Below are 15,360 nucleotides of genomic sequence, written 5' to 3'. Positions count from 1 at the left end.
GCTAACGCCGAGTGACATTTCCGGAGGTTCTTGTGCCAACCTACAGCTACGAGTGCACCCAGTGCGCCAACCGCTTCGATGTTGTGCAGGCCTTCACCGACGATGCGCTGACCACGTGCGAGCGGTGTTCTGGCCGGCTGCGCAAGCTGTTCAATGCGGTCGGCGTGGTGTTCAAAGGCACCGGCTTCTACCGCACCGACAGCCGCGAGTCGGGCAAGAAGTCCAAGAGCCAGACCAACGGATCCTCGACCAGCGAGTCGACGAAGAGTTCGGGGAGTTCGGGGAGTTCTGGCTCGAGTGAAAGCAAGGCTTCGGGGTCAACCGAGAAGTCAACCAGCTCCACAACCGCCGCCGCGGCCGTCTGAGTTGAGAGGTTATCCACAAGGGGATTTCTGACCGGCGCTGCCTAGCACGGCGCTGCGCCTACCGTTTGCGGTGTGGCGGAATCCTCCCTGAATCCGAGCCTGGTCAGCCGAATATCGGCGTTTTTGCGCCCGGACTGGACCCGGACCGTGCGGGCCCGGCGCTTCGCCGCGGCCGGGCTGGTCATGCTGGCCGGCGTTGCGGCGCTGCGGTCCAATCCAGAGGATGATCGCGCCGAGGTGGTGGTGGCCGCGCACGATCTGCGCCCCGGTACCGCATTGACTCCCGGTGATGTCAGGCTGGAAAAACGTTCGGCCACCACGCTTCCCGACGGGTCGCAAGCTGACCTGGACGCAGTGGTGGGTTCGACGCTGGCCAGCCCGACACGCCGTGGCGAGGTGCTCACCGACGTGCGTTTACTGGGCAGCCGGTTGGCCGAGTCGACTGCCGGCCCGGACGCCCGCATCGTGCCGCTGCATCTGGCTGACAGCGCTTTGGTCGACCTTGTTCGGGTCGGGGATGTGGTCGACGTGCTGGCCGCGCCGGTAACCGATTCGCCGGCAGCTCTACGGCTCTTGGCCACCGACGCCATCGTGGTCCTGGTCTCGGCCCAGCAGAAGGCCCAGGCGGCTGATAGTGACCGGGTCGTTTTGGTGGCGCTGCCAGCCCGGCTGGCCAATACGGTAGCCGGTGCGGCGCTGGGTCAGACGGTGACGCTGACCCTGCACTGAACACGCCATACCTTATCTTGTACACGTGTCAATGTTGTGCGCATGCCTACGGCCACGAGCATGATCCCGGCAGTCAGCCTGGGTGACCCGCAATTCACCGCCAACGTCCACGACGGGATTGCCCGGATTACAGAGCTGATCAATAGCGAACTCTCCCAGGCCGACGAGGTTATGCGCGACACGGTGGCGCACCTTGTCGACGCCGGCGGCACCCCGTTTAGACCGCTTTTCACGGTGCTTGCGGCGCAACTGGGCTCCGACCCCGACGGATGGGAGGTCACGGTCGCGGGGGCAGCCATCGAGTTGATGCACCTGGGGACGCTTTGTCACGACAGAGTCGTGGATGAGTCCGACATGAGCCGCAAGACACCTAGCGACAACACACGCTGGACCAACAACTTCGCAATCCTCGCCGGTGACTACCGATTCGCGACGGCCTCACAGCTAGCCTCGCGGCTGGACCCCGAGGCCTTCGCGGTCATCGCCGAGGCGTTCGCCGAGCTGATCACCGGGCAGATGCGCGCGACCCGGGGCCCCGCCTCGCATATCGACACGATCGAGCATTACCTCCGAGTCGTGCACGAGAAGACCGGCTCTCTCATCGCAGCATCCGGACAGCTCGGAGCGGCACTCTCCGGCGCCGCCGAAGAGCAGATCCGCCGCGTAGCGCGCTTGGGGCGCATGATTGGTGCTGCGTTTGAGATCTCGCGCGACATCATCGCCATCTCCGGTGACTCCGCTACGCTATCGGGCGCCGACCTTGGCCAAGCTGTCCACACGCTGCCGATGCTCTACGCGCTGCGTGAGCAGACACCCGACACAAGCCGGCTGCGTGAGTTGCTGGCCGGACCGATCCACGACGACCACGTCGCCGAAGCCCTCACACTGCTGCGTTGCTCACCGGGCATAGGAAAGGCCAAGAATGTGGTAGCCGCCTATGCCGCACAGGCGCGAGAGGAGCTCCCCTATTTGCCTGACCGCCAACCTCGCCGAGCCCTTGCGACATTGATCGACCACGCGGTATCTGCGTGCGACTAGCGACACACCCCAGCACCTACCTGTTGACACAACGACGAATAAGTACTCTAGGGTTTGCAGCGATATCACAACTGCCCGACGACAATTCGAGAGCCTCTAAACCAAGAATCACCGGCAATTACCCGACTTCAAGACAGCCGTTGTACATAGCCGGTCATTTCAACGTATCCCCGACCACTGATCGGCATTCCTTGATAACGACCCTCAAGGGCAACCGCCCCTTCCCAGTAAGTCCTCGATAACCGCAGTTCTTGATTAGCCATTAATGCGGCCCCGCGCAGCGTCAAACCTATCCGTTCAATTTCGATTTCCCATGCAATCGGGTAGGTGGCGCCACTCTGGTCACTGGTCCAACGATCAGTCGTCTTGATGCGGAAATCGGACGACTCGAGAGGGATCACGCCACCATCCCCGGCAACAAAGGTACCGCTGGAAAATCGGGTCACACTCCCATCCGCCTGTCGAATCTGAAAAAGCATCAAAGCGGTGCCATTGTAGAATTGGAGCCCGAACCAATCCCAACCCACATCTTCAGGGGCCAGCGCACTGGTCATGTACTCATGATCTTTCCAGCTCAAACCACTAACCATGAATGTGTCGCCATTAACACTCACAGTGCCCCGCGATTCTTGACGAACTAACGAGTAGTAGTTGGACGCGTTTCCCGGTTGCGCGCCTTTCACACTTAACCCAGCATTTCCTTGCAAGATAGGCGGCAGCGTTTGCGTCAATGTCAAATCCAACACCGTGTTCTGAGTTCGAGCAAACAATTGCACCGAATTGTTGTTGGATTCACGCGCATACCAATCGTCTAGCCACACCGCATACGGCTCCGAGCTAGCACCAGCCAAACCCAACGCCTGCCGACTGAATTTCTCAGCCGGATAAAAGCCCCTGTTCGAAATATCACTTATCGCGAAGTGGGCCATATAGACCTGGGTCGTGCGCCATGAAGAAGCATCCGCTATGGCGACCCCCTCGCCGGGTGGTGCGAGAGCCCTGCGGAAAAAAGTAAGCTGGTAGCCGAAAAGCCGACCGTCAGCAGTTTCCAGATTACCGGTGTAATACCACCATTCCGTCTGGTAATCGTAATGAGGACCCAAATCCCGGGGAAACCGAATGGCTCCCGGCACTGTGGCCAAGGAATATCCGGCGTTATTCTCATCGACCAAAGCGCCAACTAAAGAGTCAGCAGCCACAGCATTCGTTCGCGGACGTTGCCACCACCAGAAAGCCACCAGCGTCAGCGTCAGAACCAGTACAACACCGGTCAATCCTGCTTTTCTCATGTACCGTCATTCCTCACGAATCGCCGTGCGAATCGTCATCCGTCCCAAACGCCAAGCGGGGTACATACCCGCCGCCAGGGCGGCCACCACCGCTACCAACAGGGCTCGAAGAAAATGCGCCGACTCAAAGTGCATCTGCAAGGTCCAGCCGAATGAGCGGACATTGATAATGCGGACAAGAATCCACGCTAGAATACAACCAGTTGGCAAGGCCATCAAGCCGGCCATCCCGCCCATTAGGCCGGTCTCAATGAACATCAGCTTCCATAATTGGCGGGTAGTCATGCCAATGGCGCGAAAAACACCCAACTCATGAGCCCGGTCCAATTCCAAACTCATCAGCGCGCTCAGTACGCCAATAAAAGCCACCACCGTGGCCACCAGTTGCAACGCGATGGTAATGGTAAAACTACGATCAAATATGACCATTGATGCTTCGCGGACACTATGAGTCGATTGAATAACAATGTCTTCCCGACCCGCGAACGCGGCTTGTAGTTGATCTATCAAGGCACCGCTATTCGCACCCGATGCCAAAAAAAGAAACATGGTCGTGACGTCATCATCCTGCCAATGGGCCCGATAACTGGCGCGATCCATCAAAATCACACCTTGATCTGAGGTGTAGTCAGAGAAAACCGCCAGAACGGGGAACGTTTGTGGCCCCGAATCCGTCATTAGCGTGATCGGCCTTGGCGGCATCTGCAAGTGTTGTCGCGATACCATTGGCTCCGATAGCATCACCCCTTTCCCCGCCAAGAAACGTGGCCAGAGCGTGTCTTTATTGCCGTCGATCCACCTATACGGTCGCTTGCCGTCGGAAATATCACCCGACACCGCCATTAGTTCCACCTCACGCCCCCAGTCCGGGGCAAAAACGGAGCTATACCGAGCCATAACTGCGTCACGCACTCCTGGCCATTTGCTTATATTCTGGACGGCATCCACAGGCAGATTACCGCTGGGGCGACCGGATGTTAAGCTCGGCGGAGACACATAGACATCCGACTTCAAAGTCACCTCTAGCCAATTGGCCAGCGTCTGTCGAAACGACCCCACCGATATGGAGACGCCTACCATCAAGGACACGGCCATCATCAGGGCGGCGATGGCGATAGAGGTGCGACTCAACGAGCGCACAATATTGCGTGGCGCCATTCGACCTATTGGACCGAGCAGCCGTCCTAAGCCAGGAGCTAAGCGCAACATTACAAACCGGGTCAGCGGCGGGGCAATAAGCGCCAGGGCAATCAGCACACTAAAGAGACCGACAAAGGCCACAACCAGGTTGTTGCCCGGCAACCACAGCATCAATACACCAAAGCTACCCAAACCAAACCACGCCACCCACAACCACGGCATGAGCTTGGTTATCTTGCTTTCCAGGGAGGAGCGCCGCAATGTGCTGGCAGGGACGGTGCGCATCGCTTCTATAGCCGGTGGCAGTGTGGCTAACATGGCGGCAAAGATGCCGATGATCAGCCCCTTCAACAAGCTTTCGGCGGAGACGGACACATTGCGAACATTGATGACAAAATAGAAATCATTGATGGTTTGAGTCACCAGGCCGATCAAGCCTTCGCCGAGCCAAATTCCAATCAAGAGGCCCAAGCCCGTACCAATCAGCCCGGCAACGAGGGATTCCGTCATTATCAGCCAAAATAACTGCTCTCGGGTTACACCCAAACAGCGCAATATGGCGAAAAACGGTCGCCGTTGGACGACATTAAATGTCACGGTATTGTAGATTAAAAAGATACCCACCAGCAAGGCAATCAAACTGAGAGCGGTTAAATTGACCGTAAAAGCGTCCGTCATCTGTTTGACGGTGTCCCGTTGGGTATCCGACGTTTCCATACGCACACCGGCCGGCAGTCTTTGTTGGATGCGTGTTGCAGTGGCCTCATCTTTGATGATCAAATCGATGTGGCTCAGTCTTCCGGGCATATGGAACAACTCTTGGGCCGTGGAAATATCAGCAATGATAAGGTCGGACAATTTTTGATTGCTAATTTCATCTGCAGGTGTCAGCAATCCCACCAGGGTTACCGTGGTAGGCGCACCTTTCACTTGCAGAGCAATGCGATCGCCCACAGCCAAGCCATACTTCTGTGCCACTTGTCGGCTTAACACGACACCGTTGGGCTGAGTCAAAAAGCCACCCAACTCGGCGATATTTTGGTTGGACCATAAAGGCGAGCGAAAAGCTGACTCCGCAAATGGGTCGGTGCCCATGAACTGCATAGCTCGGTTTCCCAGTCCGCGGGCCAACACATAGCCTTCGATTACCGGAGCGGAAAAATCGTACCCGTGTCGGCGCAGATCGACATAAAGCTGTTGGTCCACCCCGGCGGGGCCACTGACCAGCCGGTGAGTAGATTTTCCGGTGATGGCCGCGGCAGAGAGATCGAAGGCACGTTGCGCCGAATTACTGGATACATCGATAGCCACGATCATGGCAACGCCTAGCGCAATTCCCAGGACCAGCAGAATATATTGAAACGGCCGCTGACGCAGCCGACGCCACGCCGTGCGCCATAGTGGTGCATAAGCAACGGGAGCTTGGTCATTCATATGACGTGGGCAATAGGATCGTGCTGGCCGGCTGGTCGGTTTGATTTTCTCGGTTCACGGCAGGTATCAACCTGCCGCCCTGTAAGTTGACTACCCGGTCGGCATGCTGCGTCATCGACGGGCTATGCGTAGCCATGATTAAGGTTTTACCTGCTTGGCGGGTGAGATCAAGCAGAACATCCAAGACTTTATCCCCGGTATCGGAGTCCAGGTTGCCGGTCGGCTCATCGGCTAACACCAGCATGGGATTATGCGCCAACGCTCTGGAAATAGCGACCCGTTGTTGTTCTCCGCCGGAGAGTTTATCGGGAAAGGTGCGTTCACGGTCGGCCATGCCCACTTTTTCGAGAAGGTCACGAGCGACCACGGCCGCTTTCCTCTGAGAGACTCCGGCCAGTTCCTGAGGCAGCGTAATATTTTCCAACACGGTAAGAGTGGGAATCAGGTTGAAAAATTGAAAGACGATGCCAATCTGATCACGCCGGAACAACGTCCGGTCTCGCTCGCTTTTCTGAGTGATAGCGAACCCATTAATTGTGACGTCACCTGTGGTGGGCTTTTCTATGCCACTGATGAGGTTCAGCAAAGTGCTTTTACCACTTCCACTTTGCCCCAGCAGCGCGACAAACTCACCGGGCTCGAAATCGAAGGTGATGTGGTCTAGGACTTGTCGTCGGGTTTCGCCTTCTCGGAATGTCCAGCTCAAGTTACTCAGCTGAACGATGGGTTGCCGGTTCATGTAGGTCCTTTGTTGGATATTTCGGCGGTAGTCTAGCCCGGATCGCTCACAGCTGAAGGCGTTGTTGGCGTGATGTCATCTCGATCACTGTCCTGGCCACCGCGCCATCCGTCGCCGCGTTCCCGACCGGCCGGTTACGCGCACACCACGGTCAGCGAAGTCAAGGGCATCCCGTCAACAAACAACAGCACCGGATCCCGGCAGCGTCAGCTCCCCATGGCAACGGCGATCCCAGCGTCGTGGCCATTGACACCACCTGGTCTAGTTTTTCTAGGTGTTCCACTCGCGGACTGCCGGCCGCCGACTGCAGAAAGGACATCGCATGCTCAAAGGATTCAAGGAGTTTCTCGCGCGGGGTAATATCGTCGACCTGGCTGTCGCGGTGGTAATCGGCACAGCGTTCACGGCGTTGGTCACCAAGTTCACCGACAGCATCATTACGCCGCTGATCAACCGGATCGGCGTCAACGCACAGTCCGACGTCGGCATCTTGCGGATCGGTATCGGCGGTGGTCAGACCATTGACTTGAACGTCTTGTTGTCGGCAGCGATCAACTTTTTCCTGATCGCGTTCGCGGTGTACTTCCTAGTCGTGCTGCCCTACAACACACTACGCAAGAAGGGGGAGGTCGAGCAGCCGGGCGACACCCAAGTCGTCCTGCTCACCGAAATCCGCGATCTGCTCGCGCAAACGAGCGGGGACTCGCCGGGGAGGCACGGCGGCCGTGGGACACCATCGCCAACCGACGGGCCTCGCGCGAGCACAGAATCGCAATAGCCCGACACTCGATCCGGATTCAGATCTCCAAGCTCGACAACTGCCCGATGATCTGTGCCGCTAGCGGATTCAGCGTCGCCATTCCATCGCGCACCGCATAACGCGAACCCGCGAGGTTGACCACCAGCGTGCTGCCGGAGACACCCGCCAGGCCGCGCGACAACCCGGCGTCGACGATTCCCGCGGACAGCCCGGACGCGCGGATGGCCTCGGCGATACCGAGGATCTCGCGGTCCAGAATGTCGCGGGTGGCTTCCGGGGTGACATCGCGAGGCGTCACCCCGGTCCCGCCGACCGACACCACCAGGTCCACCCCGCCGATCACCGCTGTGTTCAGCGCGTTTCGGATCTCGACCTCGTCGGCCGACACCGCCACCACGCCGTCGACAACAAACCCGGCCTCGGTGAGCAGCTCGGTGACAAGCGGCCCGCTGTGGTCTTCATCGCCGTGCGCCGTGCGATCGTCAACGACGACGACAAGTGCCCGGCCAACCACCAACTCCGCACGCTGTTCCATGGGTGCCACCGTATATCCGAGCTTTGAACACTGCGCGGCGACCTTCATCACTGCTCCGCCTTGCCGAGGGTGACTTGCACTGTGCGGCTACCGCCCGAGGGATCCTGAAAGGTTAGCGCCACCGTGGCGCCCGGCGCTTTGGACCGCACGGCGGCAACCAACGCGTCCGCGCTGTTGATCGGGCGGTCGTCGACCTTGGTGACAACGACGCCCTTCGGCACTCCAGCGTTCGCGGCGGCACCACCGGCCACTACTTCGACGATCTTGGCGCCCGGGGTGTCTTTGTCATTGGTCACCTGCACACCCAGGGAGGCATGTGACGCCTTGCCGGTGCTGATCAACTCGTCGGCGATGCGCTTGGCCTGGTCGACTGGAATCGCAAAACCGAGACCGATCGAACCGCTCTGCGCATCGGCTGAGTCCGCGCCCAACGTGGCAATGGCCGAGTTGACTCCGACGAGTTGAGCGTTCATGTTCACCAGCGCGCCCCCGGAGTTACCGGGGTTGATCGCGGCGTCGGTCTGAATGGCGTCCAGCACGGTGTTCTGGTTGCCGGCCTCGCCGGTCGTCGACACTGGACGGTTGAGAGCGCTGACGATCCCCGTGGTCACGGTGCCCTCCAAACCGAGCGGCGACCCGATCGCCAGCACCGGCTGACCGACCCTCAGGTCCGAGGAGGAACCCAGGGAGATCGGGGTGAGCCCGGAGACGCCCTGAACACGGACGACGGCGATATCACTGGTGGGGTCAGCCCCCACCACCGTGAAGGGTGCGGTCCGCCCGTCAGAGAAGGTTACCGTCGTTTTCGGCGGCGGACTGCCCAGGGGAGGTTTGGCGGCCGCCGCGATCACGTGGTTGTTGGTCAAGATCAGCCCCTCGGCAGACAGAATGATGCCGGAGCCCTCCTCCGACTGGCGGCCCAAATCGGTTTCCAACATGACGACACTGGGCACCACCTTGGCCGCCACCTGTTCGACCGACCCCGGCGGCATGTTTGCTGCGGGGATGCTTGGCGCCGCGCTGGCAGCCACTGGGCCGCCGCTGGGGCCGGCGGGTGCCCGGTTGAACCCGACCAGGGATGCGGCCGCGCCGCCGATGCCGGCGGACACCACCGCTATCGTCACCGCGCCGATGGCCAACATGCCTGCACGAGGGCGTTGGCGAACCATCCCAGGAGGGGGCGTCATGGTCGGAATCACGCCGGGTATCAGACCCGGCCGGGTACCACCCAACGCCTCGTAGGGTTGACGGTACTGGGTTGGCTGCGGGGGCGGGGACGGTGGGTAACGCCAGTCGAACTGCTGGCTGTACGTTTGCTGCTGCCCCTGAGCATAACCTGGGGTTCCCGGCTGCTGCGGCGGTGGCGAATACCGTGGGTGATTCGTCATGTCGCTAGGTTGCTCTTCCTGTACTAGGCCCACTACTCGGGCTAACTTGGCCATGCGTGGACTGGCATGGGTGTGGCTTTCAACAGTAACTGCACAACTAGGTTGCGCGCGTGGACTGAGATTCCACTGAGATAACGTTCGCCGAACCCCGAGAGTTCTCGATGTCCGTGCTCCGAGCGCCAGCCGTCGCACCGGGAAGCTGCGGAATCGGCATCCGACGGCCGGGGAGCAGCACGTAAATCGACGTTCCAGGGGGCTGGCCGCCTGGGTCGGTGTCTTCGATGCGCAGCAATCCGCCGTGGTTGAGCACCACCTGTTTGACGATCGCCAACCCGAGGCCCGAACCCGGCAACGCCCGTGCCGATGCCGACCGGTAAAACCGTTCAAACACCAGACGGCGCTCCTGCACGGGAATGCCCGGGCCGCGGTCGGAAACCACCAGCTCAGCGTGCGACGCGTCGAGCTGGCTCAGCCTGACACCCACGTGGCCGCCCGGCGGGCTCCACTTCGCGGCGTTGTCCATCAGGTTAAGCGCCATCCGCGACAATCCAGCGGTATCGCCATAAACCTGCCACCCAATCACCTCGACGTCGAAATGGATATCGTTGCGCCGCCGCCTGACCCGCTCCAGGCTGCGGTCGACGACGTCAGCCATGTCGACCGGCTCGTGCACCACTTCTCCGGCGTCGCCTCGGGACAGGTCCACCAAATCGCCTACCAGTGTGGACAATTCCTCGATTTGAGCCAGCACATCGGCACGCAGGTCGACCATCTCCTGCTTGGGTAGCCGCGGAGCCCCCGGGGCCATCGAGGCCATCAAGAGTTCGACATTGGTGCGCAGCGACGTTAGCGGGGTACGCAATTCATGTCCGGCGTCGGTAACCAGCCTTGCCTGCCGTTCCCGTGACTCGGCCAGCGCCCGCAGCATTAAATTGAATGCCTCTGTCAGCCTGGCCAATTCGTCGCTGCCGAAGACGGGGATGGGCCGCAGGTCGTCGGTTCGCGCCACCCGCTCGGCCGCTTCGGTGAGGCGGCCCACCGGCCTCAGCCCGGCCCGGGTGACCATCCCCCCGGCCACCGCGGCGACCGCCACCCCGATCCCACCCACGATCAATAGCACCCAACGCAGCTTGTTCATGACTGCTTCGGTGGGCTTGAGACTTTTGGAGATCAGCAGCGAACTACCGTTGGTCAGACGGATGGCAAGCACCCGTTGGTCGGCGGTGGTGCGCCGCGACATGAACAACTCGCCACGGATCACCGCCTTCTCGGCAGCACCGACCGGCAGCGTCTGGCCCGGCTGTTGAGCGGTGTAGATGGACTGGCCGGGGTTGACCAGCATCGCGTTGACATCCGAATAGGCGGTACCCTCGATTGCCTTACCCGGATCAGCTGCCAGCGAGCCACTGGCGATGAGCAGTTGCGCCCGGCTCTGCAGTTGGTTGTCGATGTCGCTGTAGAGCGCGGCCGAGATCACCGCATAGACGGCGAACGACATCAGCACAACCACCATCGCGACCATGGACATCGCCAGCAGCATGACCCGCCACCGCAGGGATAATGAGCTGGTGGCGCGCAGCGGCGCCCGGTCTCGGCGGCGGAACCACCACATCAGGGTGGTGTTTCACGTAGCACGTAACCCACTCCGCGCACAGTGTGGATCAGCCGCGGCTCGCCGTCGGCCTCGGTCTTGCGGCGTAGATACCCGACGTAGACTTCCAGCGCGTTGCCCGAGGTGGGAAAGTCGAATCCCCATACCTCTTCCAGGATACGGCTGCGCGTCAGCACTCGCCGCGGATTGGCGATCAGCATCTCCAGCAATGCAAATTCGGTGCGGGTCAGGCTGATCCGGCGCTGTCCACGGTTGACTTCGCGGGTTACCGGGTCCAGCGTCAGGTCGGAGAACCTCATGGCCATCGACTCGGCGGCATCCTCGGGCTTGGTGCGGCGCAGCAGCGCCCGCATCCGTGCCAGCAGCTCTTCGAGGGCGAACGGCTTTGGTAGGTAGTCGTCGGCACCGGCGTCCAGCCCGGCCACCCGCTCGGACACCGAGTCGCGCGCGGTCAGCACCAGAATCGGCAGGTCGTCGCCGGTGCTGCGGAGCTGACGGCACACCTCGAGGCCGTCCAGCCGCGGCATCATGACATCCAGGACCAACGCGTCGGGGCGATCGCTGGCAATCATGTCGAGCGCCTCAACCCCGTCGTGGGCCAGTTCGACCGAATAGCCATTGAAGGAAAGCGACCGGCGCAGCGACTCGCGCACCGCACGATCGTCGTCAACGACAAGAATTCGCACGGACACCAGTGTCGTCGCAGCGCCTGAGACTGGCCTGAGAGGCGCGCCGTGGTATGCGGGTTTGTTCAACGAGGTTTAGCCACATCAGCCACATTGGCCCCATGGACGGGTTTTGTTTGGTGGTCAAGAGTAGGGCGATTTGTGCTGCTTGGCGGAAGAGTTCTCGTCCGCGCGGGTTTCGCCTGCTGCCACACGATGAGGGCAGAACCCCAGGTGCAGTGTGCACCACGTTCCACCAAATGTTGGTGCGGTTTGCGCCTGCGCCCAGGCGTGGAACGGCAGGGATCGTCCGAATAAACGGTTACCCACCGCAGGGGTAACAGGCGGTGGGCCGCCCGCATCTCAACATCGTGGCGGTCAGGAGGATTTCGATGTCGTTTGTCAACGTGGCCCCACAGTTAGTGTCCACAGCGGCGGCCGATGCGGCGCGGATCGGCTCGGCGATCAACACCGCCAACACCGCGGCGGCGGCGACCACCCAGGTGTTGGCCGCCGCCCACGACGAGGTGTCAACGGCGATCGCGGCGCTGTTCGCCAGCCACGGCCAGCACTATCAAGCGATCAGCGCGCAGGTCGCGGCCTACCAGCAACGGTTCGTGCTGGCCTTAAGCCAAGCTAGCAGCACCTACGCGGTCGCCAAAAGCGGCCAGCGCAACACCGCTGCAGAACGTGCTCGATGCGATCAACGCACCCGTTCAGTCGCTGACCGGGCGCCCATTGATCGGCGACGGCGCGAACGGGATCGACGGGACCGGGCAAGCCGGCGGTAACGGCGGGTGGCTGTGGGGCAACGGCGGCAACGGCGGGTCGGGGGCACCCGGGCAGGCCGGCGGCGCCGGCGGTGCGGCCGGGTTGATCGGCAACGGTGGGGCCGGCGGAGCTGGCGGCCAGGGCCTACCCTTTGAGGCCGGCGCGAACGGCGGAGCCGGCGGCGCCGGTGGATGGCTGTTCGGCAACGGCGGGGCCGGTGGTGTCGGCGGGGCCGGCGGAGCCAGCACAACCTTCGGTGTGGCCGGCGGTGACGGTGGCACCGGCGGGGTTGGTGGTCACGGCGGGTTAATCGGTGTGGGTGGACACGGCGGGGACGGCGGGACCGGCGGCACCGGCGGCGCGGTCAGCCTCGCCCGCGCCGGCACCGCCGGCGGCGCCGGCGGCGGCCCGGCCGGCGGTATCGGCGGTACGGGTGGGGTCGGCGGTGCCGGTGGGGCCGCCGGCGCCGTCACCCACGCCAGCTTCAACGATCCGCACGGGGTGGCGGTCAACCCGGGCGGCAACGTCTACGTCACCAACCAGGGCAGCAACACGGTGTCGGTGATCGACCCGGCCACCAACACCGTCACCGGCTCCCCCCTCGCCGTCGGCGCCAGTCCGCTCGGGGTGGCGGTCAACCCGGGCGGCAACGTCTACGTCGCCAACCGGGGCGGCGACACGGTGTCGGTGATCAACCCGGCCATCAACACCGTCACCGGCTCCATCCCCGTCGGCACCGGTCCGTATGGGGTGGCGGTCAACCCAGGCGGCAACATCTACCTCACCAACCAGTTCAGCAACACGGTGTCGGTGATCGACCCGGCCACCAACACCGTCACCGGCTCCCCCATCCCCGTCGGACTCGACCCGACAGGGGTCGCGGTCAACCCCGTCACCGGCGTGGTCTACGTCACCAACTCTCTCGACGACACGGTGTCGGTGATCACCGGAGAGCCGGCGCGCTCGGTGTGTTCGGCGGCCATATGATCGTCGGCCGCCGGCGCGTCAGCGCTTATCGAAATCGATGAGGCCGAGCCGGGCGGCCTTGAGCAGGCGCCGAGGCACCTTGTGGGCGTGACCGGCGACGGTCACACCGACCAGCTCGGTCTTGGCGGCCTTCCACTGCGAGCGCCGGCTTCGGGTATTCGAGCGCGACTTTCTGCGCTTGGGCACAGCCATGGTGGGCCTTCCTCTTTTGGTATGGGCTTCCGCACGCAGGTGGGCGCGGCGACAATCGCGTCGACAATGACGTGGAGGATACCGGTTGAAGACGGCCCGGCCCAATTCCGGGCCGGGGTTGGGCCCGGGCGTGACCGTCAGTTCACGGTTGTCGCCCCGATGGTGGTGGGGCTGTGGGACAGGAATCGGCGACCAGGGTGGCAATGGCCGAGTTGACGCCGACGAGTTGAGCGGTCGCCTCACCGGTCGTCGACATGGGGCCGGTTCAGTGCGCTGACCGGTGAGCGTGAGCAGCGATTTGTGCTGCTTAACGCAGGAGTTCTCGTCCGCGCGGGTTTCGCCTGCTGCCACACGATGAGGGCAGAACCCCAGGTGCAGTGTGCACCACGTTCCACCAATGTTGGTGCGGTTTGTGCCTGCGCCCAGGCGTGGAACGGCAGGGATCGTCCGGATAAACGGTTACCCACCGCAGGGGTAACAGGCGGTGGGCCGCCCGCATCTCAACATCGTGGCGGTCAGGAGGATTTCGATGTCGTTTGTCAACGTGGCCCCACAGTTAGTGTCCACAGCCGCGGCCGATGCGGCGCGGATCGGCTCGGCGATCAACACCGCCAACACCGCCGCGGCGGCGGCGACCACCCAGGTGTTGGCCGCCGCCCACGACGAGGTGTCAACGGCGATCGCCGCGCTGTTCGCCAGCCACGGCCAGCACTATCAAGCGATCAGCGCGCAGGTCGCGGCCTATCAGCAACGGTTCGTGCTGGCCTTAAGCCAAGCTAGCAGCACCTACGCGGTCGCCGAAGCGGCCAGCGCAACACCGCTGCAGAACGTGCTCGATGCGATCAACGCACCCGTTCAGTCGCTGACCGGGCGCCCATTGATCGGCGACGGCGCGAACGGGATCGACGGGACCGGGCAAGCCGGCGGTAACGGCGGGTGGCTGTGGGGCAACGGCGGCAACGGCGGGTCGGGGGCACCCGGGCAGGCCGGCGGGGCCGGCGGGGCGGCCGGGTTGATCGGCAACGGCGGAGCCGGCGGAGCTGGCGGCGCGGTCAGCCTCGCCCGCGCCGGCACCGCCGGCGGCGCCGGCGGCGGCCCGGTCGGCGGTATCGGCGGTACGGGTGGGGTCGGCGGTGCCGGTGGGGCCGCCGGCGCCGTCACCCACGCCAGCTTCAACGATCCGCACGGGGTGGCGGTCAACCCGGGCGGCAACGTCTACGTCACCAACCAGGGCAGCAACACGGTGTCGGTGATCGACCCGGCCACCAACACCGTCACCGGCTCCATCACCGTCGGCATCACTCCGTTGGGGGTGGCGGTCAACCCGGGCGGCAACGTCTACGTCACCAACTTCAACAGCGGCACGGTGTCGGTGATCGACCCGACCACCAACACCGTCACCGGCTCCCCCATCACCGTCGGCGCCAGTCCGCTCGGGGTGGCGGTCAACCCCGTCACCGGCGAGGTCTATGTCACCAACTTCGCCGGCGACACGGTGTCGGTAACCAGCTGACACCAGCCCGCCCGGTGTGTTCGGCCCGCACCCGTCCGGCCGGGCCCTCCACTGCGAGCGCCGGCTTCGGGTGTTCGCGCGCGACTTTCTGCGCGTGGGCACAGCCATGGTGGGCCTTCCTCTTTGGTATGAGCTTCCGCGCGCAGATGAGCGCGGCGACAATCGAGAACGCCCGCTGCAGACGCCCCTTCCCTATCACGAGC

General features: G+C 62.7%; 14 protein-coding genes and 1 pseudogene. 7 read left to right on the top strand and 8 right to left on the bottom strand.

Features of this window, described 5'->3' with window-relative positions; genetic code table 11:
* Positions 1 to 32 precede the first annotated feature (32 nt).
* From MCAN_RS05210 to grcC, 3 genes are all read left to right on the top strand, one after another.
* Positions 33 to 365: an FmdB family zinc ribbon protein gene (locus MCAN_RS05210; protein ID WP_003405142.1), complete on the top strand. Its 333-nt coding sequence runs from the start codon at positions 33 to 35 to the stop codon at positions 363 to 365.
* 72 nt (positions 366 to 437) lie between these two features.
* Positions 438 to 1,094 (top strand): SAF domain-containing protein, encoded by a 657-nt coding sequence (locus MCAN_RS05205; RefSeq protein ID WP_003405138.1) that lies wholly within the window; start codon positions 438 to 440, stop codon positions 1,092 to 1,094.
* Positions 1,095 to 1,154: 60 nt separating this feature from the next.
* Positions 1,155 to 2,132 (top strand): polyprenyl-diphosphate synthase GrcC, encoded by a 978-nt coding sequence (grcC, locus tag MCAN_RS05200; protein WP_014000545.1) that lies wholly within the window; start codon positions 1,155 to 1,157, stop codon positions 2,130 to 2,132.
* 128 nt (positions 2,133 to 2,260) lie between these two features.
* Here the strand turns inward: grcC and MCAN_RS05195 are convergent, their stop codons facing one another.
* The 3 genes from MCAN_RS05195 to MCAN_RS05185 are packed head-to-tail and all read right to left on the bottom strand — an operon-like array spanning position 2,261 to position 6,734.
* Positions 2,261 to 3,421 (bottom strand): lipocalin-like domain-containing protein, encoded by a 1,161-nt coding sequence (locus tag MCAN_RS05195; RefSeq protein ID WP_014000544.1) that lies wholly within the window; start codon positions 3,419 to 3,421, stop codon positions 2,261 to 2,263.
* A gap of 6 nt (positions 3,422 to 3,427) precedes the next feature.
* Positions 3,428 to 5,995, bottom strand: a complete 2,568-nt coding sequence (locus MCAN_RS05190) for an ABC transporter permease (protein WP_014000543.1) — start codon at positions 5,993 to 5,995, stop codon at positions 3,428 to 3,430.
* Positions 5,988 to 6,734: an ABC transporter ATP-binding protein gene (locus MCAN_RS05185; protein ID WP_014000542.1), complete on the bottom strand. Its 747-nt coding sequence runs from the start codon at positions 6,732 to 6,734 to the stop codon at positions 5,988 to 5,990. Before MCAN_RS05185 ends, MCAN_RS05190 begins: the two co-directional genes overlap by 8 nt.
* A gap of 322 nt (positions 6,735 to 7,056) precedes the next feature.
* Here MCAN_RS05185 and mscL point away from each other — a divergent pair, with 322 nt between their 5' ends.
* Complete coding sequence (mscL, locus tag MCAN_RS05180) at positions 7,057 to 7,512, top strand: large-conductance mechanosensitive channel protein MscL (protein WP_014000541.1); 456 nt, start codon at positions 7,057 to 7,059, stop codon at positions 7,510 to 7,512.
* A gap of 19 nt (positions 7,513 to 7,531) precedes the next feature.
* Here mscL and MCAN_RS05175 read toward each other — a convergent pair whose 3' ends face one another.
* Genes MCAN_RS05175 through mprA form a run of 4 tightly spaced genes read right to left on the bottom strand, consistent with a single transcriptional unit; the run spans position 7,532 to position 11,715 of the window.
* A complete protein-coding gene (locus MCAN_RS05175; RefSeq protein ID WP_003405127.1) occupies positions 7,532 to 8,077 on the bottom strand; it encodes a MogA/MoaB family molybdenum cofactor biosynthesis protein in 546 nt (181 codons plus the stop codon).
* On the bottom strand, positions 8,077 to 9,471 hold the full coding sequence (gene pepD, locus MCAN_RS05170) for a serine protease PepD (RefSeq protein WP_003901059.1): 1,395 nt from the start codon (positions 9,469 to 9,471) through the stop codon (positions 8,077 to 8,079). Before pepD ends, MCAN_RS05175 begins: the two co-directional genes overlap by 1 nt.
* A gap of 43 nt (positions 9,472 to 9,514) precedes the next feature.
* On the bottom strand, positions 9,515 to 11,029 hold the full coding sequence (gene mprB / locus MCAN_RS05165; RefSeq protein ID WP_003405123.1) for a two-component system sensor histidine kinase MprB: 1,515 nt from the start codon (positions 11,027 to 11,029) through the stop codon (positions 9,515 to 9,517).
* The gene (gene mprA, locus MCAN_RS05160; protein ID WP_014588181.1) at positions 11,029 to 11,715 is read right to left on the bottom strand and encodes a two-component system response regulator MprA; all 687 of its coding nucleotides are present in this window, start codon (positions 11,713 to 11,715) and stop codon (positions 11,029 to 11,031) included. The genes mprB and mprA overlap by 1 nt, the downstream gene beginning before the upstream one ends.
* A gap of 371 nt (positions 11,716 to 12,086) precedes the next feature.
* Between mprA and MCAN_RS24075 the strand changes: the two are divergent.
* Positions 12,087 to 13,452, top strand: a pseudogene (locus MCAN_RS24075) (PE domain-containing protein).
* Between the two features lie 18 nt (positions 13,453 to 13,470).
* Here MCAN_RS24075 and rpmF read toward each other — a convergent pair.
* Positions 13,471 to 13,644: a 50S ribosomal protein L32 gene (rpmF, locus tag MCAN_RS05150; RefSeq protein WP_003405053.1), complete on the bottom strand. Its 174-nt coding sequence runs from the start codon at positions 13,642 to 13,644 to the stop codon at positions 13,471 to 13,473.
* 21 nt (positions 13,645 to 13,665) lie between these two features.
* Between rpmF and MCAN_RS05145 the strand changes: the two genes are divergently transcribed.
* Positions 13,666 to 13,860: a hypothetical protein gene (locus MCAN_RS05145; RefSeq protein ID WP_003907536.1), complete on the top strand. Its 195-nt coding sequence runs from the start codon at positions 13,666 to 13,668 to the stop codon at positions 13,858 to 13,860.
* Between the two features lie 313 nt (positions 13,861 to 14,173).
* On the top strand, positions 14,174 to 15,157 hold the full coding sequence (locus MCAN_RS24070) for a PE domain-containing protein (protein ID WP_014000540.1): 984 nt from the start codon (positions 14,174 to 14,176) through the stop codon (positions 15,155 to 15,157).
* Positions 15,158 to 15,360: the final 203 nt, after the last annotated feature.

Origin of the sequence: Mycobacterium canetti CIPT 140010059 (assembly GCF_000253375.1) — a bacterium.
GTDB lineage: Bacteria > Actinomycetota > Actinomycetes > Mycobacteriales > Mycobacteriaceae > Mycobacterium > Mycobacterium tuberculosis.
This window is presented reverse-complemented; position numbering and strand designations above follow the sequence as displayed.

What these genes read in the sequence shown, in the direction of transcription:
- grcC (WP_014000545.1), top strand. Translation starts at nt 1,155, where the DNA reads ATGATCCCGGCAGTCAGCCTGGGTGACCCGCAATTCACCGCCAACGTC.
- MCAN_RS05145 (WP_003907536.1), top strand. Translation starts at nt 13,666, where the DNA reads ATGGGCTTCCGCACGCAGGTGGGCGCGGCGACAATCGCGTCGACAATG.
- mscL (WP_014000541.1), top strand. Translation starts at nt 7,057, where the DNA reads ATGCTCAAAGGATTCAAGGAGTTTCTCGCGCGGGGTAATATCGTCGAC.
- MCAN_RS05185 (WP_014000542.1), bottom strand. Translation starts at nt 6,734, where the DNA reads ATGAACCGGCAACCCATCGTTCAGCTGAGTAACTTGAGCTGGACATTC.
- rpmF (WP_003405053.1), bottom strand. Translation starts at nt 13,644, where the DNA reads ATGGCTGTGCCCAAGCGCAGAAAGTCGCGCTCGAATACCCGAAGCCGG.
- MCAN_RS05195 (WP_014000544.1), bottom strand. Translation starts at nt 3,421, where the DNA reads ATGAGAAAAGCAGGATTGACCGGTGTTGTACTGGTTCTGACGCTGACG.
- pepD (WP_003901059.1), bottom strand. Translation starts at nt 9,471, where the DNA reads ATGGCCAAGTTAGCCCGAGTAGTGGGCCTAGTACAGGAAGAGCAACCT.
- mprB (WP_003405123.1), bottom strand. Translation starts at nt 11,029, where the DNA reads ATGTGGTGGTTCCGCCGCCGAGACCGGGCGCCGCTGCGCGCCACCAGC.
- MCAN_RS05190 (WP_014000543.1), bottom strand. Translation starts at nt 5,995, where the DNA reads ATGAATGACCAAGCTCCCGTTGCTTATGCACCACTATGGCGCACGGCG.
- MCAN_RS24070 (WP_014000540.1), top strand. Translation starts at nt 14,174, where the DNA reads ATGTCGTTTGTCAACGTGGCCCCACAGTTAGTGTCCACAGCCGCGGCC.
- MCAN_RS05175 (WP_003405127.1), bottom strand. Translation starts at nt 8,077, where the DNA reads ATGAAGGTCGCCGCGCAGTGTTCAAAGCTCGGATATACGGTGGCACCC.